A 25,167-nucleotide genomic window follows, 5' to 3' on the forward strand; every position below is an offset into this window, starting at 1 on the left:
ATCCGAGCGCCGGCCCGCATCGGAGCGACTCCCTCCCAGATCGTCATCTCCGGTTCTCATGGCCATAGCCACCACAAGGCGCGAGTCCGCGGGAAGGGCCCCCCTCGCCCCCCGCGCGCCCCCTCCCCTCCCGCCGGCGGCCGTTGCCCTCTAGTTAGTCCCCCGCATCCCTGGCGCCAGCTGTGCCGGCAGCGCCACGCTCGCCGCCTCCAGCCCCGCGACCGGATAAGCGCAGTAGTCCGCCGCGTAGTACGCGCTCGGCCGATGGTTCCCGCTGCTGCCGATCCCGCCGAACGGCGCCGCGCTCGACGCCCCCGTGAGCGGCTTGTTCCAGTTGACGATCCCCGCCCGCGCTTCCCGCCAGAACTTCTCGTAGAGCTCCCTGCGATCCGAGATCAGCCCCGCGGCGAGCCCGTAGCGCGTGCGGTTCGCCAGCGAGAGCGCCTCGTCGAAGCTCTCGTAGCGCTGCACCTGCAAGAGCGGCCCGAAATGCTCCTCGTCCGGCAGCTCCTCGATCGCGGTCACATCGATGATCCCGGGCGAGAGCAGCGCTGTCCCCTCCTCGAGCCGGCGCATCTCCAGCAGCGCCTCCCCGCCGAGCGAGATTAGCCGCGCCTGCGCCTCGAGCAGCCGATCCGCGGCCGCGAGCGAGATCACCGCGCCCATGAACGGCTGCTCCGCGTCGTCGTACCTGCCCACCTTGAGCCGCCCCGCCGCGTCGACAAGGCGCTCCACGAGCGCGTCGCCCTCCGGCGTCGCCGGCACGAGCAGCCGCCGCGCGCACGTGCACCGCTGGCCCGCCGAGATGAAGGACGATTGCAGGATGTGGTGAATCGCCGCCTCGGTGTTGGCGACGTCCTCGACGATCAGCGGGTTGTTGCCCCCCATCTCCAGGGCGAGGATCTTCTCCGGCTGCCCCGCCAGCTGCCGGTGCAGCGCGCTGCCCGTCGCGGAGCTGCCCGTGAAGAAGAGGCCGTCGATGCCCGGGTGACCCGCGAGCGCGATCCCGGTGCTCTTCCCCCCCTGAACCAGGTTGAGCACCCCGGCCGGAACGCCCGCCTCCTGCCACAGCCGCACGGTCTCCTCCGCGACCTTCGGCGTGAGCTCCGACGGCTTGTAGACCACGCAGTTGCCCGCGATCAGGGCCGGCACGATGTGGCCGTTCGGCAGGTGGCCCGGGAAGTTGTAGGGCCCGAACACCGCGACCACCCCGTGCGGCCGGTGCCGCACCACCGCCGTCGCGTCGCCCGCCTCGGCCTGCCGCTCGCCCGTCCGCTCCCGGAAGGCCATGAGCGACACGTCGACCTTGCCGATCATCGTCTGGACCTCGGTGAGCGCCTCCCAGCGCGGCTTGCCGGTCTCGAGCCCGATCAGGTCGGCGAGCCGGGCCTTGTGCTCGCCCAGCAGCCCGGCGAACCGCTTCACCAGCGACACCCGCGCCTCCGCGCCGCCGTCGCGCCACGCCTTGAACGCGCCGCGCGCCGCCTGCACGGCCGCGTCCACCTGCCCCTCGGCCGCGGCGCGCCCCTCGAAGACGAGCGCCTGCGTCACGGGGTTCCGGCTCGCGAACGGCTCCCCCGTGCCGGACACCCAGCAGCCGTCGATGAAATGGGTCGACATGGTCACCTCTCCACGCGGAACGCCCCGCGAGCTCAGCAGTCCGTCCAGCCAGGCTGGCGAGCGTCCACCTTGCCCCGCCAGTGTGCACCGTACCAGCCGCCCGCGCAGCGAGCCCGCCCACGCCGGCGGGCGGGCGCGGGCAGATCGCCGGCGCCGCCGCCGATCTGCCCGCCCGCCCCGCCCAGGGCCGCGGCCGCTCGCCGCGCGCGCCGGATCCGCGCGCGTCCCGGGGGCGACCCCAACGGAGGGGGTGCCGGCCCGATGGACCCACAACCGATGGTATCCGCTCGCCCGATGAGAATTCCTGAAGGTGGTCCTTAATGCACGTTGCGCCACCGCGCCCCGACAGCGCATGTGGCGAGCTCGCGACATTCACAGGGATGCACCGTGGCGAACAGGTGTGCAGAGCGCGATCGAACCGTGAAATCACGCTCCGGGCGAACGCCGCCCGGGCGCGCCTCACGGCCCATGACACCAAGTCTTGACGGTCCCGTGGCTGGCGTGGAAATGTGGATATGTCAGTTTCCCCGCCGATGCATCACACGGTGGCTATATCAGACATCCATCTATGTGAGCTCGAGCCGACCGCCGGTCTCTGGATGCGCTATCGGCAGGCGCCGTACTCCCCGGACGGGGAGATCGCGGCGATGCTCGACGCCCTCCGAGGAGAGATCCGGAAGGGGACGGGCGGCTCCGGGGGGCTCCACACGCAGCGCGACGAGCTCACGCTGGTCCTGAACGGCGACATCTTCGACCTGGACGCGCCGCGCGTGATCGACAACGAGAGCGTGGTCCACGACCTGCCGCGCACCGCCGAGCACGCCGTGCCGGCGATGGAGGCCATCCTCCGCGACCACCCCGTGTTCGTCGCGGCCGTCGGCCGGGTCGTCGCGGACGGGCACACGGTGGTGTTCGTGGCGGGCAACCACGACATCCAGCTCACGCTCCCCGAGGTGCGCGACGCGGTGAGGCGGCGCGTCGTCGACGCCGCCCTGCACGCGCTCGCCGCCCGCGACGGCGCCCCCGCGGCACGCGCCGCGCGAGAGCGCCGCGCGGCGCTCGAGGCGCGGGTGGTCTTCCGCGCCTGGTTCCACCGTACGCGCGACGGCGTCGTCGTCGAGCACGGCAATCAGTACGACTCGTACTGCTCTTACCGCTACCCGATGGCGCCGTTCGGCCGCAAGCGGGGGGAGATCCAGCCGACCATGGGCTCGCTCGTGAGCCGCCTGCTCGTGTCGCGCATGGGGTACTTCAACCCGCACGTCGACTCGTCGTTCATGCTCTCCGGCTTCGGGTACCTCTCCCACTGGGCGCGGTACTACCTGTTCTCGGGCAGGTCGCTCGTGCTGGCGTTCGCCGTGGGCGCGCTGCGCACGATGCTCGAGCTCGTGCGCCGCCGCGACCCGTGCCGCCGCGCGCTCCGGCGCGCCGATCTGGCCGCCGCCGCCCGCGAGACGGGCGCGCCGTTCCCCGCGGTGGTGAAGCACGCGCGGCTGTTCGCGCGGCCCGCCGAGGACTGCCTCGGCCGGGTGGCCCGCGAGCTCTGGCTCGATCGGCTCGGCCTCGTGCTCGTCGGGCTCGTCGCGGCGCTCGCGTGCCTGTGGTGGATGCCGGAAGGGCTCGCGCCGGCGGTCCTGCTCGCCCCGACGCTCCTCGTCGCCTACGAGTGCGCGATCCCGAAGCCCACGCTCGATGCGGTCTGGCAGGGCGTGAACCGGGCGGCGCGGCTCGTGGCCCGGGCGCACCGCGCGAAGGCCGTGGTCTTCGGGCACACCCACAACCCGGAGGGCAGCTGGGAAGACGGGGTGTTCTTCGGGAACACCGGCTCCTGGTCGGCGGCGTTCGAGGACATCGCGTGCACGAAGCCGGTCTTCGAGGCGCGCCCGCTCGTCTGGCTGCGCTCCGAGGACGGCGCGGCCCCCGACGCGCCCCTGTCGGGCGGCCTCCTGATGTGGAAAGACGAGCGCTTCCAGCCCTGGAGGGCCGACGCCCGGCCCTCGGTGCCCCGGAAGGCCGAGGTCGCCAAGCGGCCGCGCCCGGCGCTGCGGCCCCAGGCGACCGCCGCGATGCGCGGCTGATTTCCTCCCATCTCCGACGCCAACGCACGCTGGCCCGCGCGCCCGGCGCCCTCCGGCGAGCTCGGCAGATCACGGTTGCCGAGACTGCCATCCTCGAGTCCGGACGAGCGTTCGTCCGGGCTCGCGCCACGCTTCCCGTCGCGCACTTCCGTAGTAGATGTGCTGACGTGGAGATGACGAGCAACGCGACGCCAGCCCTCGACGCGGCCATCCCCCGCGCGGGCGATACGCCCGGCGCGCGCTGCGCGGCGGGAGGGGACGCCGATGGCTGACGCCGACGTGGACCTCGCTCGCCAGCACCGGCCCGCGGTCGAGCGGTCCAGGCTCCCCGCGGTCTTGACCACGACGGCACAGCACCTCGTGCTCTACGCGAACCCGGCGTTCTGCGGGCTCTCCGCCGTGCCGCTCGGCGAGCTCTCGGGGGTTCCCCTCACCGATCTGTTTCGGCAGGCAGAAGGCCTGGCGGCGCTGCTCGATCGCGTGATCCGGGACGGCGTCACCGACGTCGCGGCGGACATCGCGTTCGCGTCCTCCGGGGGGAGCGCGTTCCACGGCACCGCGATCGCGGCGCCGCTCCTCGACGAGCAGGCGCGCCCGCGGGGGCTGCTCGTGCAGATCCTCGACACCACCGAGCAGGCCGCGGCGCGCGCCCAGGAGGCCGAGCTCGAGCGCCGGCGCGAGCAGGTCCTGTCGCGCGTCACCCACGACCTGCGGAGCCCGCTGACCGCGGCGATGTTCTACGCGGAGAGCCTCGAGCTGGCCCGGGCGGAGCACGACACGAAGCGGCTCGCCGGCCGGATCGTCCGCAGCCTGAGGCGCATGGACGAGATGATCCGCGTTCTCCGGGAGGTGCAGCGGCTCCAGGCCGGCCACAGGCTGCCGCTCTCGCTCGGCGCGTGCGATCTCGCCGCGATCGCCCGCGAGGTCGCCGACGACCTCTCGGCCTTTCACGACCAGCGCCTCGTGGTCCAGGGGGAGGCGTGCGTCCGGGGGGTGTGGGGCGCGGAGGAGCTGCGCCGCGCGATCGGGATCCTGGTGAGCAACGCGCTCCAGCACGGGGCGCAGGGAGCGCCGGTCGCGATCACGGTCGAGGCGGCGGCGGGGCTCGCCGTCATGGCGGTCCACAACGAGGGCCCGGCGATCCCGCCCGACGACCAGGCGCGCGTGTTCGCGCCGTTCTTCCGGGCCGGCGCGTCCGAGGCGGTGCCGCGCGGGTGGGGGCTCGGCCTCGCGTTCCTGCGCGGGTGCGCCGAGGCGCACGGCGGGAGGGTGAGGCTGGAGAGCGACGCCGAGCGCGGGACCACGTTCGCCCTGGAGCTGCCCCTCGACGCGAGCCCGTACCAAGATCCGCAGGACCCGGGCTGACCAGGGGCCGCCGCCCGCCGCGCCGCGCGCGGAAATGAGGCCCCCTGGCGAGCGGCGGAGGCGCCTTGGGAGGAGCGGTATCGCGCGTGCGTCGGATTCGAGCCCTCGAGAGCGATTGACAACATGGCAGAAAGTCAGCCCGGCTGTCCGGCGTTGACTGCGGCGGACCGGGGGAGGCGCAGCGCCGTCGCCCGAGCGGTCTCCGGCGGGGCGCGCCGAGCTGCGCTCGTCAATCCAGGGTGGTCCAAGGCCGCTGGCCTCGACCATCGAGAGGGAATCATGATGGAGAGCCACCGTATCCGTCGCATCCGGCTTGTCGCTCTGATGTTCGTGCTCGCGACGTTCCCCGCGGCCGGCGCCGCCCGCGCCGAGGACGCCGGCGCGCGCGCGGGCGCCCCCGCGGAGCGCCGCTTCGGGGGGCGCGGGCAGGTCGCCTTCGACAACGTCGTCGGGGTGACCACCGAAGGCGGCCACCTCGGACCGAACATGGTCGCCGGGGGGCCTTCCGACACCGTCTGGGGAGCCACGGGGTACACGGGGCTCATCGGCTTTACGTTCTCGGACGACCGCAGCGCCGACGAGGACGGGTTCGCCGCCACCTCCCGCACGGCCTGGGTCTCGCCCTCGGTCGACGTGTTCGTGGCCGACGGGGTCTCCATCGGGGGCACGATCGGCTTCTCGTACGCCAGCTACGACGCCCGCCTGTCCGTGGCGGGCGGGGGGACGACCTCGATGGAGGCCGAGGCCTTCACGCTCTCCGTCGTGCCGCGCGTCGGGTACGTGTTCGCGCTGAACGAGCAGTTCTCGTTGTGGCCGCGCGCGGGGTTCGGGTACGCCGGCACCCGCGCCGACCCGGTCCGGTCGGCAGGCGACGCTTCCGTGATGAACGCGTGGATCGGCGTCGCCGACGTCGGGCTCGTCTACCAGCCTTGGGAGCACATCTATCTGCACATGGCCCCGGAGCTGGTGCTCCGGCTCACCCGCCTCGAGAGCTCACGAGGCGGGGCTCTCCAGAGCAGCGCCTCGCTCGAGCTCGGCTTCACCGGCGGGATCGGCGTCCTGCTGGGCTCGTGAGGCGACGCCGGATCCGGGCCGCCGCGCGCCGACAGCCCCTCTCGGCTTGAGGCCTGCGCGCCTCGACGATAGGGTCGGCGCGGACCTCGGCCCGGAGCGCTTCCCGGGCGGGATGCGCGGAGTGCACGGATCATGAACCGCAGCGAGCGCGAGCAGATGGAGATGACGCTGCCCGCGTACGGAGCGGCGAGCCCGGACGAGTCGGGCGACGTACCGCCGGCCGGCGCTGCGTCGGACGTCACGTTCCGGCTGCGCGTGTCCCCGGCCTCGCCGGCGCCCGAGCGGCCGCCCGTCCCCGTCGCGGCGCCCGAGCCCCTCTCCGCGGAGGAGCGCTACGAGGACCTCGGCTGCATCGGGCGCGGGGGCATGGGCGAGGTGCGCCGCGTGCGCGACCGGATCATGGGGCGCGTGCTCGCGATGAAGATCCAGTCGTCCGAGGCGCGCGACGCGACGCTCGATCGCGCCCGCTTCCTCGCCGAGGCGCGGCTGACCGCGGAGCTCCAGCACCCGGGGATCGTGCCCGTGCACGACTGCGGCGCGCTCGCCGATGGGCGGCTGTGGTTCACGATGAAGGAGGTGCGCGGGCGCACCCTGGGCGAGGTGCTCGACGAGCTGTACGCGGCCGGCGGCGGGAGCCTCTCGCCGGCGGCGCTGCGGCGGGCGGTCGACACGTTCCTCCGCGTCTGCGAGGCCGTGGCCTACGCGCACAGCCGCGGCGTGATGCACCGCGATCTCAAGCCGGCCAACGTGATGATCGGCGAGTTCGGCGAGGTCCTCGTGATGGACTGGGGCCTCGCGCGGCCCGCCGCGCCGCTGCGCGCGTCGCCCGGGGCCGCCGGCGCGGCGGACGCCCTCGAAGCGGCCCCGCTCACGCAGCCCGGCGAGGTGCTGGGCACGCTCCTCTACATGGCCCCGGAGCAGGCGCGCGGCGAGGGCGATCGCCTCGGCGCGGCGAGCGACGTCTACGCGCTCGGCGTCGTGCTGTACGAGATCCTCGCCGGGCGCCACCCGTACGGCGGCCAGCTCGCCGCGGTCTGGAGCGCGCTCCTCACCGGCGGGCTCACGCCGGTCGAAGAGCGCGCCCCGCACGAGGTGCCCGCGGAGCTCGCGGCCATCTGCGCCCGCGCGATGGCGCTCGCCCCGGAGGCCCGCCACCCCGACGCGGGCGCGCTCGCCGCCGACGTCCGGAGCTGGCTCGACGGCGCGCGGCGGCGCGAGCGCGCGCTCGCGATCGTGGACAAGGCGCGCGCGATCCAGCCGGAGATCGCGGCCATCCGGGCGCGCGCGCGGGCGCTGCGCGCCGAGGCGCGGGCCCTGCTCGACGGCCTGAGCTCGTTCGATCCCGCCGAGCTGAAGGCGCGCGGGTGGCGGCTCGAGGACGAGGCGGAGCACCTCGAGCGGGAGGCGTCGCTCGGCCAGGTCGAGTGGATGCAGCTGCTCCGCGCGGCGCTGAACGAGGCGCCGGATCTCCGCGAGGCGCACGAGGCGCTGGCCGACCACCACGCCGAGGAGCTCATCGAGGCCGAGCAGGCGCGGGACGCCCGGGGCGCGGCGCGCGCCGAGGCGCTCCTCCGGCAGCACGACCGCGGCCGCCACGCGGTGCTGCTCGCCGGCGACGGGGCGCTCTCGCTGTCGACCGAGCCGGAGGGGGCGGAGGCATCGCTCTACCGCTATGTCGAGCGCGACCGCCGGCTCGTGCCGGAGCACGCGCGCGAGCTCGGCCCCACGCCGCTCCGCGGGGTGGCGCTCCCGCGCGGGAGCTACCTCCTCAAGCTGCGCGCGCCGGGGCACCACGAGGCCCGCTATCCCGTGCTCATCGAGCGCGGGCGGCCCTGGGACGGCGTCCGGCCCGGCGGGAGAGCGCCGCACCCGGTCCGCCTCCTCCGGCTCGGCGAGCTCGGCGATGACGACCTCTACGTGCCGCCCGGCTGGTTCGTCTCCGGCGGCGATCCCGACGCGGGCGACAGCCTCCCTCGGCGCCGGCTCTGGTGCGACGGCTTCATCGTCCGGAGGCACCCGGTCACCAACGCCGAGTACCTCGCCTTCCTCAACGCGCTCGTGGCGAGCGGGCGTGAGGCCGAGGCGCTCGAGTGCTGCCCGCGCCTCTCGCTGGGCCGCGCCGCCTCGGACGCGGGCCCGGACTCGCTCCGGTTCGAGCGGGGCGACGACGGCCGCTTCCGGCTCGGGCTCATCCCGACCGACGTCCAGGAGGAGCCGCGGATGCCGGTCGCCTTCGTCCACTGGCGGGCGGCGATGCGCTACGCCGCGTGGTACGCCGCCGAGACCGGCGCGCCGTGGCGACTCCTGAACGAGCTCGAATGGGAGAAGGCCGCGCGGGGCGTCGACGGCCGCTGCATGCCCTGGGGGGATTTCCTGGAGCCGACCTGGGGGTGCATGCTGGGCAGCCACGAGGGCGTCGCCGGCCGCCGCCCGGTCGACGACTTCCCGCTGGACGAGAGCCCTTATGGCCTGCGCGGCGCGGCGGGCAACGTGCGGGACTGGTGCGTCAACGCGTGGAAGCGCGAGGGGACGCGGACCGACGAGGGGATCGTGCTGCTCGATCCGGCCGACGACGGCGACCCGGATTTCCGCGCGGCGCGGGGCGGCGCGTGGTCGACGTCGCCGAACCTCTGCCGCGCGGCCGGGCGCTTCGCGGGCAAGCCCGGGGATCGCTTCGGGGGGATCGGGTTCAGGCTGGCGCGCTCGGCGCCGCGGTGAGCGGCCCGCCGCCGCCCTGCGCAGGAGGCCTGTCCGGGCGCGCCGCCGCGGCCGGAGCGCGGCGGGGGGCGCGCGGGCCGCTCACGCGGATCTCATCTCGCCACGGTAGTAGTACCAGGTGCACTGAGCGTCGATGTCGTACGGATCGGTCGACTGCTTTCTCTGCTCGCCCACGACCAGCAGCGTGAAGGTCAGCCTGCTCGGGGCCTTCTGGAAGATCAGGCCGCCCGTGGGCTGCCTCGTCTTGTACCAGACCACGTTGAGCAGCTCGCCGGCGCTCCCGAGCTCCAGGAGGAGGCCGATCCGGCGCGTGCTCGGCGCGTCCGGATCGGCGGCCCAGTAGAGCGCGCTGTTCGGAGAGGCCGGCTGGTGGACGCCCTGGACCCACTGCTGCGCCGACACCTCCTGAGCGGTCGCGAGGACGCTGCCCCCGGCGAGCCAGTCATGGAACTCCTTCGGGTACCCGGCCGATCCCGAGCGGTTCGCGAACCCGATCGACTCCAGGATCATCGCGCTCGTCTTCAGGGGGCCGCGCCTCGACCAGTACTCGGTCTTCGCCGTGTATCCGGGGGGAGGGTTCGACCCCGTCACGGCCACCTGGAGGAGCGGGCTCTCGGTGACCGCCTCGATGAAGCGGAGCTTCGAGTCGATGGGGATCTGCGTTTGGTCCGGCTGCTCCGTCTCCTCCGGCTCCTTCGGCAAGAGGTCTCCCCTCTTGACATCCAGCTCGCCCGTGCCCGATCCAGTGCTCATGGTTCGATGATCTCCTCGTCTCGTGGGTGGAACGTCCGAATCCTATCCGCTTCGCTCGTCGGGCGCGCCCCCGGCGCGGCGGGCCCTCCCGGGCCCGCTCGCGCCGGGAGGGCTCAGAGGAGGCCCACGGTGATGGGCTGGAAGAAGACCTGGACGCCGGTCCTGGAGCCGGCCTCGTTGCCCTTGGTATCGCCGACGTAGTCGAGCAGGGACACGAGGCTTCCGGGCGAGAAGGCGTAGAGATCGCGGGCGTGGTCGGTGTCGGTGTACTCGTGCTCGAAGTACGTGGGGCTGAGGATCTCGGCGATGTTGCTCGACGCGGTGTAGAGGTGGAACCAGCCGGTCCCCTCGGCGCGCGTCCAGTCGCTCTTGGTCTCGATGGCGTCGATGTGGACGGAGGCCCAGACCTCGTTGCCATTGAAGACGTGGAGCTCTACTTCGAGGTTGACGCGCGGCCCGTGGCCGCCGAAATCGGCGTCGCCGCCGACGTGCGGGGGGATGTAGAACGGCGTCTCCGAATGAAACGTGACCGACGAGGAGAGGGCGGCCACGGCGACGTCCACCTCGTCCTCCGCGGCCGTCGCAGCCATCGGGGAGAGATCCTCCTCCGCCGCGTCCTCTGCGGGCGCTGCGGCGCAACCAGCGAACGACACGACGGCCAGCGAAGCAAACAATGCACGTATCATGATGAAGCTCCTTGTTTAGGGTTGCCTGCGCGCCCCTCTGCCGGGACATCGGCTCCGTGCGCGGCGATTCGCTTCGGAGCATGAGCATGCGTCGTGCCACGGCGAGGACGCGGCGATCCGGGCCGCATCCGGGCCGCATCCGGGCCGCATCCGGGCCGCATCCGGGGAGCCCTCGCGCCCCGGCGCCGCAGATCGCGTCACCCCCGCTCGACTTGAGCAGGCCTCGCGCAAGCGGCGCCGGCGCGAGCCCCGCCCGGCGCCGCGCGCGCGCTCGACAGCCCCGGAGCGCGGACGTACCCTCGTCGCCCGATGCGGCCTGGCGACCTCGTGGCGGGGCGTTTCGTGCTCGAGGCCCAGGCGGGCACCGGCGGGATGGGAGAGGTCTACCGCGCCACGGATCTCCAGCGCGGGGCCGCCGTCGCCGTCAAGCTCCTGCGCGCCGCGAGCGGCGCCGACGCGCCGCGGTTCCTGCGCGAGGCGCGGCTGCTCGAGGGCCTCGAGCACCCCGGGATCGTGCGGCACGTGGCGCACGGCGCGCTCCCGTCGGGCGCCCTGTACCTCGCGATGGAGTGGCTCGAGGGCGAGGACCTCTCGCGCCGGCTCGGGCGCGGGCCGCTCGGCGTGGACGAGAGCGTGGAGATCGCGCGCCGCGTGGCGGACGCGCTCGGCGCGGCGCACGCCCGCGGGGTCGTCCACCGCGATCTCAAGCCGAGCAACGTGTTCCTGGTCGGGGAGGGCTCCCGCGACGTGCGGCTGCTCGACTTCGGCGTCGCCTGGGCCGGCGGGACGCGCATGACCCAGAGCGGCGTCGTGATCGGGACGCCCGCGTACATGGCGCCGGAGCAGGCGCGCGGCGGGGACGTGGTGGACGCGCGCGCGGACGTGTTCGCGCTCGGCTGCCTCCTCTTCGAGTGCCTGACCGGCGAGCCCGCGTTCGGCGGGGATCACTTCATGTCGATCCTGGCCAAGGTCCTCTTCGCCGATCCGCCGCGGCTGCGGGACGTGCGGGGCGACGTGCCCGAGCCGATCGCGGCGCTGTGCGCGCGGATGCTCTCGAAGCGACCGGACGCCCGGCCGCGGGACGGCCGGGAGGCCGCGGAGGCGCTGCTCGCGATCCAGCGCGGCGAGCACGCCCCCGCGAGCGCGCACGGCCCGGCGCCGTCCCGGCCCGGGGCGCTGACCGCGACGGAGCGCCGGTCCGTCGCGGTGCTCCTCATCGGCGCCATCGACGCGTCCGCCTTCGCGAACGTCGCGACCGAGATCGCGACCGTGCCGAGCCAGCTCGTCGAGGAGGCGTCGGCGTGGGGCGCGCGCGTCGAGCCGCTGCCGGGCGGGGCGGCGGTGCTGACCATGGCCGGGCAGGGCGCGGCGACGGACCTGGCGTGGCAGGCCGCGCGGGTGGCGCTCGCGCTGCGCCGGCAGACCCCCGACCGGCCCATGGCGCTCGCGCTCGGGTGGAGCGCCGCCGCGGGGCGGATGCGCCTCCTGCGCGACGCGATCGACCGCGCGGCGCGGCTCATCTCGGCGCGCGGCCCGGCCGGCCCTGGCGACGCGCGGCCGATCGCGATCGACGAGGGCCTCGTGGGGCTCATCGACGCGCGGTTCGACGTGCGCGAGCACGAGGAGCGCTTCTTCCTGGTCGGCGAGCGCTCGAGCGCCGGCGGCGGGCGGGCGCTGCTCGGCAAGCCGACCCCGTGCGTCGGGCGCGACGGCGAGCTCCGCATGCTCGAGGCGGCGTTCGCGGCGTGCGTCGACGAGCCGTCGGCGCGGGCGGTCCTCGTGATCGCGCCGCCCGGCGTGGGCAAGTCGCGCCTCGCGCAGGAGTTCCTGCGGCGGGCGGCCGAGCGCGCCCCGCGGGCGTCGATCTGGACCGGCCGCGGCGACCCGCTGCGGGCGGACGCGCCGTACGGGCTGCTCGCCGGGGCGATCGAGGGCGCGTGCGGCATCGTGGAGGGCGAGGCGCTCGCGGCGCGGCGGGACAAGGTGCTCGCGCAGGTCGCGCGGCGGGTGCCGGAGGCGGAGCGGCCCCGGACCGCGGAGTTCGTCGGGGAGCTCATCGGCGCGCCGTTCCCGGACGGCGAGAGCCCTTTGCTCCGGGCGGCGCGGCGCGACGCGCAGATCCTGGGCGAGCAGGTGCAGCGCGCCTTCGTCGCGCTCGTCCGGGCGGCGTGCGCGGAGGGGCCGGTCGTGCTGGTGCTCGAGGACCTGCACTGGGGCGACCCCGCGACCACGCGCCTCGTCGACGCGGCGCTGCGGCAGCTCGCCGACGAGCCGCTGTTCGTCCTCGCGCTCGCGCGGCCGGAGGTCACGGTCGTGTTCCCCCGGCTGTGGGCGGAGCGGAGCGTGCACGAGCTCCGGCTGAAGGACCTCGGCAAGAAGGCGTGCGAGCGGCTCGCGCGGCTCCTGCTCGGCGAGGGCGCGCCCCAGGAGACCCTCGACCGGATCGTGGCGCTCGCCGACGGCAACGGGTTCTACCTCGAGGAGCTCATCCGCGCGGCTGCGGAGGGCCGCGGCGAGGCGCTGCCCGACACCGTGGTGGCGATGGTGCAGTCGCGGCTCGACGGGCTGGGCCCCGCGGCGCGGCTGCTCCTCCGGGCGGCGAGCGTGTTCGGCGAGGCGTGCTGGGCCTCGGGCGTCGAGGCGCTCGTGGGGGGCCCGGTGAGCGACGGGCTCGCGCTCCTCGCCGGCGCGGAGCTGCTCGTGCGGCGGCCGGCGAGCCGGTTTCCCGGCGAGGAGGAGTTCGGGTTCCGGCACGCGCTCCTGCGGCAGGGGGCGTACGCCATGCTCGGCGACGAGGATCGCGCGCTCGGGCACCGGCTGGCCGGGCGCTGGCTGGAGGAGCGCGGCGAGGCGGACCCGCTCGTCCTGGCCGAGCACCTCGACAGGGGCGGCGAGCGCGCGCGGGCGTCGCGCTACTGGCTGCGCGCCGCCGAGAGCGCCCACCGTGGCGGCGACGTCGATGCGGCGCTCGCGCGCCTCGACCGGGGGCTCGCGGGCGACGCGCCGGCCGACGTCGAGCTCGCGCTGCTCGGGCTGCGCTGCGAGCTCGCCATGTGGCGCCTCCCGAGGGCCGGCCTCGCGGCGCTCAGGCAGGCGGGCACGCGGGTGATGCGCGAGGCGGCGCCGGGCAGCCTGCCGTGGATGCAGGGCGCGTCGGCGACGGCGCTGCACGCGACCCTGCTCGGCATGGAGGGCGATCTCGAGGCGATCCTGAGCGCGATCGTGGCCGTGGAGCCGGCGGAGGACGCGATCGCGAGCGGGGCGTTCGCGCTGCTCGCGGGGCTGTACAGCGCGCTCCACGTCGGCGGCGTCGCGAAGCGGGGGCAGCTGGTCGAGCGGGCGCGCGCGATGCTCGAGCGCCACGGCGAGCGCGAGCCGTGGGCCGCCGCGCTCCTCCATACCGCGCTCATGTTCGACCATCTGCTCGCCCTGGAGGACCCGTGGGGCGCGCTCCAGCGCGCCCAGGCGGCGCTCGACGCGGCCCTCCGGGTCGACCACGCGCGCGGCGCCGGCGCGATCCGGATCCTGCTCGGGACGGTGCTGTGGACCCTGGGCGCGACGGCGCGCGCGGAGGAGGTGCTGGGCTGCGTGCCGGGCCCGGACGAGGAGTACGGGGCCTGGTCGTCGTACCGGCCCTTCGTCCGCGTCCGCGTCGCGCTCGAGCGGGGGGATGTCGACGGCGCGCGCCGCCTGGCCGAGGCGCTGATCGCGTCCGGGCGCGCGCGGTCCCATTCTCCGCACGAGGCGCGCGGCCGCTGGCTGCTCGCCGAGGTCCTCGGCCGCGCGGGGGAGCTCGAGCGCGCCGACCGCGAGCTCGGCGCCGCGCTCGGGCTGCTCTCGGGGGCGGACCGCATCGATCGGCCGGGCGCGATCGCGGCGCGCGCGGAGCTGCGCCTGCGGCAGGGCCGCGCCGCCGAGGCGCTCGCGGCGGTCGAGGAGGCGCTCGCGCGGGCCGAGGCGATGGGCGGCGCCTGCGGGCTCTTCGGGGGCGTCCGGATCCGGCTCGCGCACGTCGCGTGCCTCGACGCGGTGGGGCGCCGCGGCGCGGCCGAGGCGGCGCTCGCCGCGGCGCGGGATCGCCTGCTCCGCATCGCCGGGACGATCCCGGATCCGGCCTACCGGGTGAGCTTCCTCGAGGCGGTCCCGGAGAACCGGACGACGCTCGCGCTCGCGCGGGAGCGGCTCGGCGACGCGCCCGAGCGCGGGTGACGGCGAGGGCGAACGGCGCAATCGCTGAACATCGCGACAGCGCTGCCCCGCGCGCGGGGAGCACCGCGCTCGCGCTGCAATTCTTCAATCAGAGGCGCATTGCCGGCGGAATTGCGGCGGAAACGAGGTCCGATGCCACGGCGTCGGCGTGATGGGCAAGAACTCTGCATTGCGAGCGAGCGACAAGGTGTGATATGAGACGCCCATGAAGGTTGGGGGAATTCTTTTCAATACCATTGCCGTGCTCGTCGCCTGCGGGTGCGCTTCCTCGTCGCCGCTGTCTCCGTCGCTGCCGGACGGCGCGGACGGCGCGCACGCGCCGGCGGACGGCGTGCCGGCGGCGGGCGCGCCGGCGCCGGCGCCGGCGCCGGCGCAGAACGACGCGGCGGCGCGCTCCGCGGGGCCCCGGGGCCGCGTCTATCCGGCAGAAGAGCTGCGCCGGGTGGCCCGCGTCGCGTCCGCGCGCTGCAAGAAGGCGAATGCGCCGTCGGATTCGGCGTGCCTCTTGGCGGAGGCCACGCCGTTCCTGAAATACCGGCCCGAGGATCCGGATTGCCGTTATGTGTCGGGGACGGCGCTGTCGGTGGCCGAGTGCTCCGATTTCTCGGAGGGCTGCCAGAGCGTGGATCCCAAGGATCTCGACCACCAGCTCGCCGCCCTGGAGACCGCCGGCAAGGATTGCAACCGCGAGCCGACCGAGATCGAGCGGGCCGAGGTGCTGAAGCTCGCTGGCTCGCAGTGAGGCGTTGTCCGGCGGGATGATGCGCCCCCTGGCGCGGCGCCTGCGCCATTGGACGCGGGCCCTCGCCGGCGGGCCGCGCCGGCCGCGTCAGCCCTTGGCCTTGCCCTTGCGCGGCCGCGGGATGCCGTAGGCGCTCAGCCGGGCGACGAAGGTGCGACGGGGCATGCCGAGGAGCGCCGCGGCCTGCGTCTGGTTGCCGGCGCACTGCTCGAGCGCGTCGACGATGCGGCGCCGCTCGATCGCGTCGAGCTCGCCGCGCAGGCCGCCCGCGGCCTCGGCCGATCGGGGAGGGCCCGGCGGAAGGGGGCTTGGGGGGCGGGGACCGGCGGGGAGGGGACCGGCGAGCGCGGCGACCTCGGCGGGGGGCGCCTCGATGGACGCCGGGGTGCGCGCGTCGACGAGCGGCGGCGGCGCGGAGGCGTCGAGCAGGAGGTGCTCCGGCAGGAGCGTGTCCCCGCCGGCGAGCACGACCGCGCGCTCGATGACGTTGCGCAGCTCGCGGATGTTGCCGGGCCACGGGTGCGCCTCCAGCGCGGCGAGCGTCTCGGGGGCGAGCGCCGGCGCCCGGCGCCCGAGCGCGCTGGCGGTCCGCTCGGCCATCGCGCGCGCGAGCGGCGCGATCTCGGAGGCGCGCGCGCGGAGCGGCGGGATCGTCAGCGCGATGCCGTTGAGCCGGAAGAAGAGATCTTCGCGGAAGGCGCCGCGCTTCACCTCGGCGGCCAGGTCGCGGTTCGTGGCCGAGATGAAGCGGACGTCGATGGGCCGCGGGCTCAGCCCCCCGACGCGCATCACCTTCCGGTCCTCGAGCACGCGCAGCAGCTTCACCTGGATGCCGGGGGGGAGCTCGCCGACCTCGTCGAGCATCACGGTGCCTTTTTCGGCGGTCTCGAGCAGCCCGGGCTTCGCCTGGCCGGCGCTCGTGAAGGCGCCTTTCTCGTGGCCGAAGAGCTCGCTCTCGAGGAGCGACTCGGCGAGCGCCGCGCAGTTGAGGCGCAGGAACGGCCCGTGCGCGCGCGGCGATCGCCGGTGGATGTGCTCGGCGAGCACCTCCTTGCCGGCGCCGGTCTCGCCGAGCAGGAGCACGCTGAGGGGCGACGCGGCCACGCGCTCGGCGAGCGCGTAGAGCCGCTGCATGGCCGGGTCGCGGATGATGGGCTCGCCCGGCGCGTGGCCGGCGGCGGCGCTCGCGGCGCCCTCGCGCGGCAGGATCACGATCAGGGTCGAGCCCAGGTTGACCGCGTCCCCGACCGCGAGCTCCGTCGTCTTGCCTGGCTCGAGCTGGAGCTCGAGCAGCTTGGTCGTGGGCCCGGCGCTGCGCTCGCGCCGGAGGCGGGTCCCGTTCGCGCTGCCGAGGTCCTCGATCGCGAGCCGGGCGCCGAGGTGGATGATCGCGTGGCGGCGCGAGACGGAGCTCTCGTCGATCTGGACGTCGTTCTCCTTCGATCGGCCGAGCGACACCCGGCCTTCGGCCGGCAGCGGGTGCCGGGTCACGCGGCCCCCGGCGAACACCGCGAGCTCCAGGGCATGCTGCGCGTCGTTGTGCGCATCCTTCCGGGGGGACATCGCGCCGGCCACGTCTCTCTCCTTGCTCACTTCCGCTCGTTCTACCGCGCCGCGCCGCCCGCGGGGCGAGCCGAAGCGCCTCGCGGCCGCCCTCGGCCAGGGCCGGGAGCCCGCGGGCGTCGCCGCGAGGCCCGATCGAGGGCGGCCACGGCGCCGGAAGAGCGCGGCACCTCGCGCGCGGCCGCGGCGACGGCGGGCAGGACGAGGGGCAGCGACGGGCGTGCGCGCATTGGACGCCAGGATAGCCGAAGCCAGCGCGTCTCGCTGGGCCGCGGGAGCTGGAGGGGGGCGAGCCAGCGGGGGTGATACCTGTCACTACATGAGGGCGGGGGAGCCTTGCTGGCCTGAGGCGGTCTCCCCAGGCTCGACGGGGTTGCCGGACGGGGGCTGGAGCGGGGTTCGCTCGGGTTCAATGCAGACCGCTTCCGTGCTTCGTCTCCCGTCTTCCGTGCTTCGTCTCCCGTCTTCCGTGCTTCGTCTCCCGTCTTCCGTGCTTCGTCTCCCGTCTTCCGTGCTTCGTCTCCCGTCTTCCGTGCTCGTCCTTCGTGCGCGTGCGCGTGCGCGATTCCCCGGAGTCAGCGCGCACGCGCACGAGCACGCAGACGCGCACGAGAGACGGGGACGAGAGACGGGGACGAGAGACGGGGACGAGAGACGGGGACGAGAGACGGGGACGAGAGACGGGGACGAGAGACGAAGCGCGGTGTATCCTCTCGCCATGAGCTCACCCAATCGCGATTACGTGGCGATCAACCTCGCGAACTGGAACAGCCGCGTGCCGCACCACGAGCAAGGCTACGAGCTCCACCGGTTCCGCGAAGATCCGCGGCAACTCTCGGGCGTCGTCGAGTTCGATCGCGAGCGGCTCGGCGACGTGCGCGGCCTCGACGTCGTCCATTTGCAGTGCCACATCGGCACGGACACGCTGTCGCTCGCGCGGCTGGGGGCGCGCGTGACCGGGCTCGATTTCTCCGAGCCGGCGCTTTCGGTGGCGAGGCGGCTCGCCGCGGAGTGCGGCGCCGAGATCGCGTATGTGTGCAGCACCGTCTACGACGCGGTGGCGGCGCTGGGCGCCGAGCGCTTCGACGTCGTGTACACGGGCGTCGGCGCGCTGTGCTGGCTGGACGACATCCAGCGCTGGGCCGCCACGGTCGCGGCGCTGCTGAAGCCCGGCGGCCGCCTGTTCCTGCGCGAGGGCCATCCGATGCTGTGGGCGCTCGCCGATCCGCGCCCGGACGGCCTCCTCGTCGTCGAGTATCCCTACTTCAAGGTCGAGGGCGGGACGCTGTTCCACGAGAAGCAGACCTACGTGTCCCACGAGGGGGAGCTCGCCGCGCCGGACAGCATCAGCTTCAACCACGGCCTCGGCGAGATCGTCACCGCGCTCTTCGCGGCGAACCTGCGGCTCTCCGCGCTCACCGAGCACGATTCGGTCCCCTGGAACCCGCTCGGAGACGGGATGGTGCAAGACGAGCGCGGCGAATGGCGGCTCCGCGAGAGGCCGGAGCGGCTGGCCGCGAGCTACACCTTGCAGGCCGTGAAGGGCTGAGCCAGCGCTCTAGCCAGCGAAGCGCGCCGGCGCTGCGCGCTCGCCGCCAGGCACCCGGCGACGGCCGCGCCGAGGGCGGTTCCGGTGCGCGCCACAAGCGGCTCTGGTGATCTCGGACACTCGCCCGTGCGCCCGGCGCCCGGAGCCGACCGGGACCCACCAGGGCGAAGGCGTCCTGTCGTTGTGCCGTATCGGCTCAATTCGCGCCGCCTTCACGCACCTCGCCCGCCGGCCGACAGCGTCCTTCGCCGCGGATCCCCGCGTGGCACATCCGCTGCTCAGCGAGCCGGCATGGCCATCGACGCTCCGGCAACCATCGCTCCCGGGCTGCGCGAACGCAGCCTCGAACCCGTGTGTGGGGCCCCTGCGCGAAAGCTCCGCCGCGAGATCACCTCCTTCCTCGCCCTCGCCGCGGCGCTCCTCCTCATGGCGCGGGTGGTCCAGCGAACGGTGACCCCCGGGCTGCCCCCCGCCCAGCACATGGCCTATTCTTGGGGGCTTCTGCTCGCCCTCCTCGTCCCGGTCGCGTGGTACGTGCGCCGCCAGTCGCTGCCGCTCTCGCGGATGGGCGTGACCACGGCCGGCCTGCGCAGCAGCCTGGCGGAGTCGCTGGCCGTCGCGCTCGCCCTCGCGGCCGCCTGCTTCGCGCTGCGGCTCGGCGCGTGGACGCGCGGCGAGCCCCTCGTCACCTGGGGATCGATCGCCGATTACGACGCGACCTCGCGGGCGCTCTTCTTCGCCCTCTACGCGCCCCACTGCCTGCTCCAGGAGTTCGTGGCGCGCGGCGTGATCCAGACCTCCCTGGAGCGCTTCCTCCCCCGGTCCGGCCGGGCCGTCCCGCTCGCGCTCACCTCGGCGTTCTTCGGGGTCTACCACCTTCATGTCTCGCTTGGATTCGCTTTCCTCACGTTCGCCATCGGCATGCTCTTCGGCGCGCTCTATGCGCGGCACCGCACCCTCGCCGGGGTGACCCTCGCGCACGCCGCCCTCGGCCTCGCGAGCGTCGCCGTCGGCCTGAACTGAACCAGGAGCCCCCTTCGATGCGCATCGCCATCCTCTCGACCTACACGCACCCGAGCCGCCTGCACCGCAAGGAGCGCTCGGTCATGCAGTCCTCCGTCCCCGAGCTCATCGCCGCCCTGTGCCCGCCGGACGCGGAGATCGAGCTCTACAACGAGAAGGAGACGGACATCCCCCTCGATCGCCCCTGGGACCTCGTGTTCTTCTCGTACCTGCACGCCTATTACGAGCACACCAAGGTGCTCTCCGCGCTGCTCCGGCGGCGCGGCGTCACCACGGTGGCCGGCGGCCGGCACGCGGGCCATTTCCGCGCGGACGCGCTCCAGCATTTCGACGCGGTGGTGACGGGCGATCCGGAGTCGAACGTCCCGGCCCTCATCGCCGATTTTCAGCGGAATGAGCTCCAGCCCGTCTATGCGCTCCCGCCGGTGCCCCCGGAGCGGATCCCCACCTACCGTTACGACCTCGTCGACTACCGCAACAACCTCGTCCGGATGCCGGGCATCGAGGCGTCGCGCGGCTGCCCCTTCTCCTGCAACTTCTGCGTGCTGACCGGGCACGAGCAGTACCGCTATCGCCCGATCGGCCACGTGATCCGGGACATCCGCGATCGGATGATCTTCAACCGGCGCATTCCGGGGGTGACCGGCGATGTGTTCGGATTCCTCGACAACAACCTGGGCGGCTCTCCCCGCTACCTGCGAGAGCTCTGCGAGGCGCTGATCCCGCTCAAGAAGATCTGGGGCTGCGCGCTCACCTTCAACGTGCTGCGCGACCCGGAGCTGGTCCGCCTCATGGGGCGCGCGGGGTGCCGGTACGTCTACACCGGGCTGGAGTCGCTGAACCCCGAGTCGATCAGCGCCATGAACAAGGGGCAGAACAAGCTGAGCGAGGTCCGCGAGGTGATGCAGCGGGCCTCGTCGAGCGGGATCGTGCTCTCGTTCGGGCTCCTCGTGGGCGCGGACGGGGACACCAACGAGTACCTGGAGCGGGTGCCGGAGTACCTGCACGACCTCGGGGATCAGTGCCCGACGTTCCTGGGGATCGTCTGCCCGTACCCGGAGACGCCGTTCTTCGCGCAGGTGGCGGCCGAGGGGCGGCTCCTGCCCGGGGTGACCAGCCGGGACCTCGACGGGTACACCCTGTGTCACCGGCCGGCCCGGCTGCACCCCTCCGACGCGATCGAGCACTTCCAGCGCCTGAGCCGCACCCTGGGCAGCGTAGGCAACGTGGGTCGCCACCTGTGGAGCCGGCTGATGGCGAGCGATCTGCCCCGCTACAAGACGTGCGTTCTGATGTCGGCGCCCGAGGTGATGAGCCTGCGCGCGCCGCTCGCCAACCCCGCGCGCAGCTACATCGCCGGGCGCGATCCGATCGAGGCGTGGGACGCGGCGAGGATGCGGGAGCTCGGGCTCGAGCCGCAGCGCATCGACGCCGCGTCCTGCCGGGCGGATCCGCGGGGGCTCGCCCGGATCCGGCCGCGGCGGGCGGGTCGGTCCGGGTTGAGCTCCCCGACCCGGGTTGAGCTCCCCGACCCGGGTTGAGCCGCAACCGGCGCGAAGACGCGAGGGCGGCGGACGCGCGGGAGTCTCAGCCCTCGCCTGTGGGCAAAGGCGGGGGCGGCGGCAGCGCACGGGGGGGCTCGAGGCGCGTCGGCTCCGCCTTGCAGTCGATGGTGCGGCCCTCGCAGCCACAGACGTTCCCGCCCAGATCCTCGTAGACCGCCGGGGAGAGCTCATCGACGTCCCTCACGATGTCGAGCGGCTCGCACGTGAAGGTCGTCGACGCGATCTGCACCGTCGCGCCGTGGTTGTAGATACCCGCCCCGGCGCTCCGCGCCATCACGCTGTCCCGGACGAGGACGTTCGCCAGACCCGTCTCGTCGTTGTGGGCGATGATGCCGTAGCCGTTCCCGCCGTCGAGCGCGCGCCCCAGGGTGTCCGCGATCGTCGTCGACTCGACGGTCGCGTCCGAGTCGCTGAGGAAGAGGCCGACATCCCTGTTTCGCTCGATCAGGACGTTGCGCACGCGCGCGCTCCCGCGCTCGCCGAGGTCGGGCAGCGCCTGGACATTGACGCCCCGGCCGAGATCCTGGCTCGACGGCAGCGGCCTCGTGTCGCGCACCACGGTCGAGTCCAGGGCCGCGTCGGCCCCGAAGACGGCGATCCCGGTCCCGTAGCTGCCTTCCACCGCGCTGCCGCCCACCCGGACGTTCGCGCGTCGCTGGTCGTGCGCGATCTCGATCCCCGCGCCGTAGTCCGACGCGCCAGGCACGAGCTCCCGCACGAGGAGGCCATCGATCTCGACATCGGAGCCGTTGACGACGACCCCCCTCTCGCGGCTCCGCTCGACGAGGACGTGCCGGAGCGCCACGCGCGCGGGGCGCCCGTCGACGCGGCTCGGCTCGGCGTAGATGCCCGCGCCGCCCGGATCGCCCTCGGCCGACCCCGCGCCCGTGTCGCACACGACCGTCGCCTCGATGGTCGCCTCGGCGCCGATCATCGCGATCGCGGCGGTGTGGTTCCGCTCCAGGGCGCTGCCCCGGACCGTGAGGGTCCCCGGATCCGAGCCCGGGATGTGGGTCGACGCGAGCCCGGTGCCCGGCAGCTCCGCCGCGAGCCAGGCGACGTCGCGGACGACGCTGTCCTCGACGACGCCGTCCGCCCCGGAGAGCCTGATCCCGAGCCCCCCGACGCGCTCGATGACCACGGATCGCGCCGTCACGCTCGCGCGGCGCTCGGACGACTCGACCTGCATCGCCATCGCATGGCCGTCGAACGGGTGCTCCGGATCCCCGGCGGCGAGATCGACGTCGCGCAGGACCGTGCCCTCCAGCGTCACGGCGGCGTCCGCCACGACCATGCCTGCGCCCGTGGCGTGCTCCACGAGCGCCCCGCGCACGGTCACGCTCGTCCCGGTCTCCGGGCCTGTGGCGAGGAGGCCGACGTCGCTCGTGTCGTGGATCCAGACCCGCTCGACCACGACGTCGCGCGCGTTCCTCACGCCGAGGCCGATGCCCTGTCCGCGGACAGCGAGGTCGTGGATCTCCGCGGCGCTCGCGCCCCTGTCGATCTGGACGGCGATCTCCGCGCCGGGCGGCCCGACGATCTCGACGCGCGCGGGGCACCGGCCCCAGAGCCGCACCGGCTGCCCCCAGATGAGCAGCTCCTCGACGTAGCTGCCCTCCGCGATCGCGATCAGGGCGCCCTCGCGCGCGTGGTCCACCGCGTCCTGGATCGTCGTCCACGGCCTGGCTTCCGTGCCGTCGCTGTCCGCCCCGGCGTAGGCGGCGTCGACGAACTCGGTCGTCTCGTCGACCGGCGCGCTGCCCCACGGGCCCGCCCCGCACGGAGCGACCTCACGCCACGCCGTCTCGCCGGGGACGGCCATCTGCCCTGGCGGGCCCGCCTCCTTCGGCAGGACGGGCACGCAGCCCTGCGCCCCGTCGGGGGCGAAGCCGCTCCCGCACCGTCCGGGCGGGACCCCCGCCGGCTCGCAGCCCGCGCCGGTCTCCACCGAGCCCGGCGGGCACGGGAACGTGGGCCCGGCGCCCGTCTCCGCGCCGTCGTCCGGGTCAGGGCCGTCCGCGTCAGGGCGCTGCGCGCACGCCGCGAGCAGGGCGATCTGCAGGAGAGAGAGGGCCAGCCGCTCTTTTCGCATGGTGTTCGGTGCCTCGCGCGGACGATACGACACCTTGGAGGGCAGCGCTCACGCTCATCGAGCGCTCCGGGGGCCATGCCGCGGCCCGCTTTCGGCGGTTTGCGTCGGTCCCGAGCCCTGCGCGCGCCCCCGCGCGCGGACGGCCGCACCGGGTGCGCGCCGTGACGCTCCTCCCGACACCACGTTCTGCGCAACTGGACGAGGTTTCGCTCAACGGTTGAGCGAGCCTCTGCGCAACGCCGCCCCGCTCGCCAGGGCGACGCCCGTGGTGCCCGCCTGAATTCGGGCCTTTCCGACGCAAATGTCGGGGCGGGACCGGACCGGAGGGCGATGGTACGCGCCCTGCTCATACCGGCGGCGCGGACCTCGAAGCCTCGATGCCCGCGCCAGGTCTAACAACTCCAATTCCACAAGGCACGACCGTGCCACCGACGCGAAGCCGACTCGCGCACGGTCGCGCCACGAGGTTCATCATGAAGATTACATCGACGCTGTCGCTTCTCTCGCTGCTCGGATCGACCCTGTTGACGGTGCCCGGCTGCATGGCTGAGTCGGTCGAGAGCGCGAGCGACGCCGACATCGAGATGGACGAGGAAGTCGGAACGGCGGCCGACGCCATCACGAATGGATGGACGGCCGACACCTCCGACGGCTGGGCGCCCGTCGCGTGCGACAGCGGCAACGCCATGAGCGCGTTCCATTGCGCCGGCTCCGACTGTGACAACATCAGGGGCTATTGCTCTTCCCTCGGGACCTACAACACGTCCACGTACTGGACCTCCTACTTCTCCGAGGAGAACACGAACTACCGGAGGTGCAACTACGGGGATTTCGTCACGGGGCTCGCGTGCACGGGCAGCTACTGCGACAACGTGTCGCTCCAGTGCTCCCACCTCAACGGGAAGACCTGGGGCAGCTGCTACTGGAGCGGGTTCATCTCCGAGGAGAACGGTGGGTCGATCTATTTCCCGCCGGGCTACTACATCGCAGGCGCGAAGTGCAGCGGAGATCACTGCGACAACATGGCGTTCTATTACTGTCAGGCCATCTGAGCGCAGGCGCTCGCCCGAGCCCGGCCCTCCGGCGCGGCGATCTCCGCGGTCGCGCGCAGCCGTCGCGCGCCGGCATGTAGCTCCCGGCGCTACCTCGCTCGGACCCGGCGCCCGGACAGGAGGCGCCGGAGCGAGGGCACCTCGAAGGACAAAAGCCGCCTGGAGAGGGCGCCGATCGCCCGATACTCCGCGTCCGAGACGAGCGCCAGCTCGACGCTGATCATGAACGCGGCGAACGTCCCGAGGCCCATCATGACCGCGATGCCGGCGTGGAACAGGAATGCGCCGGCGAGCGCGAGCCTCCGTGTGTGCCGGTTCAGGGCGAACAGGAACGGGAAGCCGAGCTGGAACGCGACCGTCGCGTAGGTCAGCGCCGTCACCAGCGCCACGCTGTGATAGAGGCCCTCGCTGTGGCCGGGCCACGTGAACTCGCCGACGCGGGTGATGTAGTAGAGGGCCGTCCCGTTCTGCCACAGCTCCCCTTGCACCTTGTACAGCCCGGCGACCCCGTAGACCAGGCACACCTGGACGGCGCAGGCGAGGATCGCCGCGTTGTGCACCATCGCCTTGAGGCGCTGGACTTCCCCGCCGCGCTCCCGCTGCGCGCGGAGGCGGTCGGCGTCGAGCGAGAAATGGGCGCCGAGCTCGGCGAAGATGCCATACAGGAGGGCGAGCCGGACGACGTTGTCGCCGCCGTCGAGCAGGACGGGGTTCCGCTGGTGCAAGGACCAGAGCCCGACGTACGTGAGCAGCGACATGAGCCGCGTGCGGAAGCCGACCACCCACAGCGCCGCGAACAGGACGCCGAGGTGGAAGACGACCTCGAAGTAGAGCGGCGATCGGCTGAGCACGTAGATCGAGAACGCGCCGGCGCTGCGGGCCTCCTCGAGCGACCTCGCGAACGGCCATACCCCCTCGGGGCCGTAGAGGTAATGGCGCTGGTAGTAGTTGGCGAGGTAGAGGTGGAGGATGGTCAGCCCGGCGACGATCCGGAAGAGGCTGGCCCCGATCAGGCAGCGCTCGCGGCTCGCGAGCTCCACGACGCGATGCCAGCGCGCGCTCGGCTTGCTCGGCATGG

General features: G+C 73.8%; 16 protein-coding genes. 10 read left to right on the forward strand and 6 right to left on the reverse strand.

From position 1 onward, the window contains the following. Positions 1-150: 150 nt before the first annotated feature. Positions 151-1,620, reverse strand: coding sequence for a succinylglutamate-semialdehyde dehydrogenase (gene astD, locus WMF33_RS04570; RefSeq protein ID WP_437335978.1), 1,470 nt, complete (start codon positions 1,618-1,620; stop codon positions 151-153). Between the two features lie 545 nt (positions 1,621-2,165). Here astD and WMF33_RS04575 point away from each other — a divergent pair. The 4 genes from WMF33_RS04575 to WMF33_RS04590 all read left to right on the forward strand — a co-directional run bounded on the left by WMF33_RS04575 (position 2,166) and on the right by WMF33_RS04590 (position 8,855). Next, a complete protein-coding gene (locus WMF33_RS04575; RefSeq protein WP_437335979.1) occupies positions 2,166-3,698 on the forward strand; it encodes a hypothetical protein in 1,533 nt (510 codons plus the stop codon). A gap of 264 nt (positions 3,699-3,962) precedes the next feature. Further along, positions 3,963-5,063, forward strand: coding sequence for a PAS domain-containing sensor histidine kinase (locus WMF33_RS04580; protein WP_437335980.1), 1,101 nt, complete (start codon positions 3,963-3,965; stop codon positions 5,061-5,063). A gap of 282 nt (positions 5,064-5,345) precedes the next feature. Continuing rightward, entirely contained in the window at positions 5,346-6,137 is a 792-nt protein-coding gene (locus tag WMF33_RS04585; RefSeq protein ID WP_437335981.1) for a hypothetical protein, read from the forward strand. A gap of 132 nt (positions 6,138-6,269) precedes the next feature. Next, on the forward strand, positions 6,270-8,855 hold the full coding sequence (locus tag WMF33_RS04590; protein ID WP_437335982.1) for a bifunctional serine/threonine-protein kinase/formylglycine-generating enzyme family protein: 2,586 nt from the start codon (positions 6,270-6,272) through the stop codon (positions 8,853-8,855). An 81-nt stretch (positions 8,856-8,936) separates the two neighbouring features. Here WMF33_RS04590 and WMF33_RS04595 read toward each other — a convergent pair whose 3' ends face one another. Continuing rightward, positions 8,937-9,608 (reverse strand): hypothetical protein, encoded by a 672-nt coding sequence (locus WMF33_RS04595; RefSeq protein WP_437335983.1) that lies wholly within the window; start codon positions 9,606-9,608, stop codon positions 8,937-8,939. A gap of 113 nt (positions 9,609-9,721) precedes the next feature. Next, positions 9,722-10,294 carry a hypothetical protein gene (locus tag WMF33_RS04600; RefSeq protein ID WP_437335984.1) on the reverse strand — a complete coding sequence of 191 codons (573 nt, stop codon included), beginning with the start codon at positions 10,292-10,294 and terminating at the stop codon, positions 9,722-9,724. A gap of 309 nt (positions 10,295-10,603) precedes the next feature. On the opposite strand from WMF33_RS04600, the gene WMF33_RS04605 reads away from it, so the two are divergent. Both WMF33_RS04605 and WMF33_RS04610 read left to right on the forward strand, forming a co-directional pair. Further along, positions 10,604-14,503 (forward strand): serine/threonine-protein kinase, encoded by a 3,900-nt coding sequence (locus WMF33_RS04605; RefSeq protein WP_437335985.1) that lies wholly within the window; start codon positions 10,604-10,606, stop codon positions 14,501-14,503. A gap of 205 nt (positions 14,504-14,708) precedes the next feature. Then, complete coding sequence (locus WMF33_RS04610) at positions 14,709-15,245, forward strand: hypothetical protein (RefSeq protein ID WP_437335986.1); 537 nt, start codon at positions 14,709-14,711, stop codon at positions 15,243-15,245. An 87-nt stretch (positions 15,246-15,332) separates the two neighbouring features. On the opposite strand, the gene WMF33_RS04615 is transcribed toward WMF33_RS04610, so the two are convergent. Continuing rightward, positions 15,333-16,838, reverse strand: a complete 1,506-nt coding sequence (locus WMF33_RS04615; protein ID WP_437335987.1) for a sigma 54-interacting transcriptional regulator — start codon at positions 16,836-16,838, stop codon at positions 15,333-15,335. A gap of 688 nt (positions 16,839-17,526) precedes the next feature. Here WMF33_RS04615 and WMF33_RS04620 point away from each other — a divergent pair. From WMF33_RS04620 to WMF33_RS04630, 3 genes are all read left to right on the forward strand, one after another. Next, entirely contained in the window at positions 17,527-18,357 is an 831-nt protein-coding gene (locus WMF33_RS04620; RefSeq protein WP_437335988.1) for a class I SAM-dependent methyltransferase, read from the forward strand. Positions 18,358-18,708: 351 nt separating this feature from the next. Then, positions 18,709-19,380 carry a CPBP family intramembrane glutamic endopeptidase gene (locus tag WMF33_RS04625; RefSeq protein ID WP_437335989.1) on the forward strand — a complete coding sequence of 224 codons (672 nt, stop codon included), beginning with the start codon at positions 18,709-18,711 and terminating at the stop codon, positions 19,378-19,380. A gap of 17 nt (positions 19,381-19,397) precedes the next feature. Beyond that, positions 19,398-20,921 (forward strand): B12-binding domain-containing radical SAM protein, encoded by a 1,524-nt coding sequence (locus tag WMF33_RS04630; protein WP_437335990.1) that lies wholly within the window; start codon positions 19,398-19,400, stop codon positions 20,919-20,921. Positions 20,922-20,967: 46 nt separating this feature from the next. Here the strand turns inward: WMF33_RS04630 and WMF33_RS04635 are convergent, their stop codons facing one another. Further along, a complete protein-coding gene (locus tag WMF33_RS04635; protein WP_437335991.1) occupies positions 20,968-23,037 on the reverse strand; it encodes a hypothetical protein in 2,070 nt (689 codons plus the stop codon). Positions 23,038-23,510: 473 nt separating this feature from the next. Between WMF33_RS04635 and WMF33_RS04640 the strand changes: the two genes are divergently transcribed. Then, positions 23,511-24,089 (forward strand): hypothetical protein, encoded by a 579-nt coding sequence (locus tag WMF33_RS04640; RefSeq protein WP_437335992.1) that lies wholly within the window; start codon positions 23,511-23,513, stop codon positions 24,087-24,089. An 89-nt stretch (positions 24,090-24,178) separates the two neighbouring features. Here WMF33_RS04640 and WMF33_RS04645 read toward each other — a convergent pair whose 3' ends face one another. Continuing rightward, positions 24,179-25,165, reverse strand: a complete 987-nt coding sequence (locus WMF33_RS04645; protein WP_061629489.1) for an HTTM domain-containing protein — start codon at positions 25,163-25,165, stop codon at positions 24,179-24,181. Positions 25,166-25,167 lie beyond the last annotated feature (2 nt).

It is taken from the genome of Sorangium sp. So ce394, from assembly GCF_051474665.1.
GTDB classification, from domain to species: domain Bacteria; phylum Myxococcota_A; class Polyangia; order Polyangiales; family Polyangiaceae; genus Sorangium; species Sorangium cellulosum_D.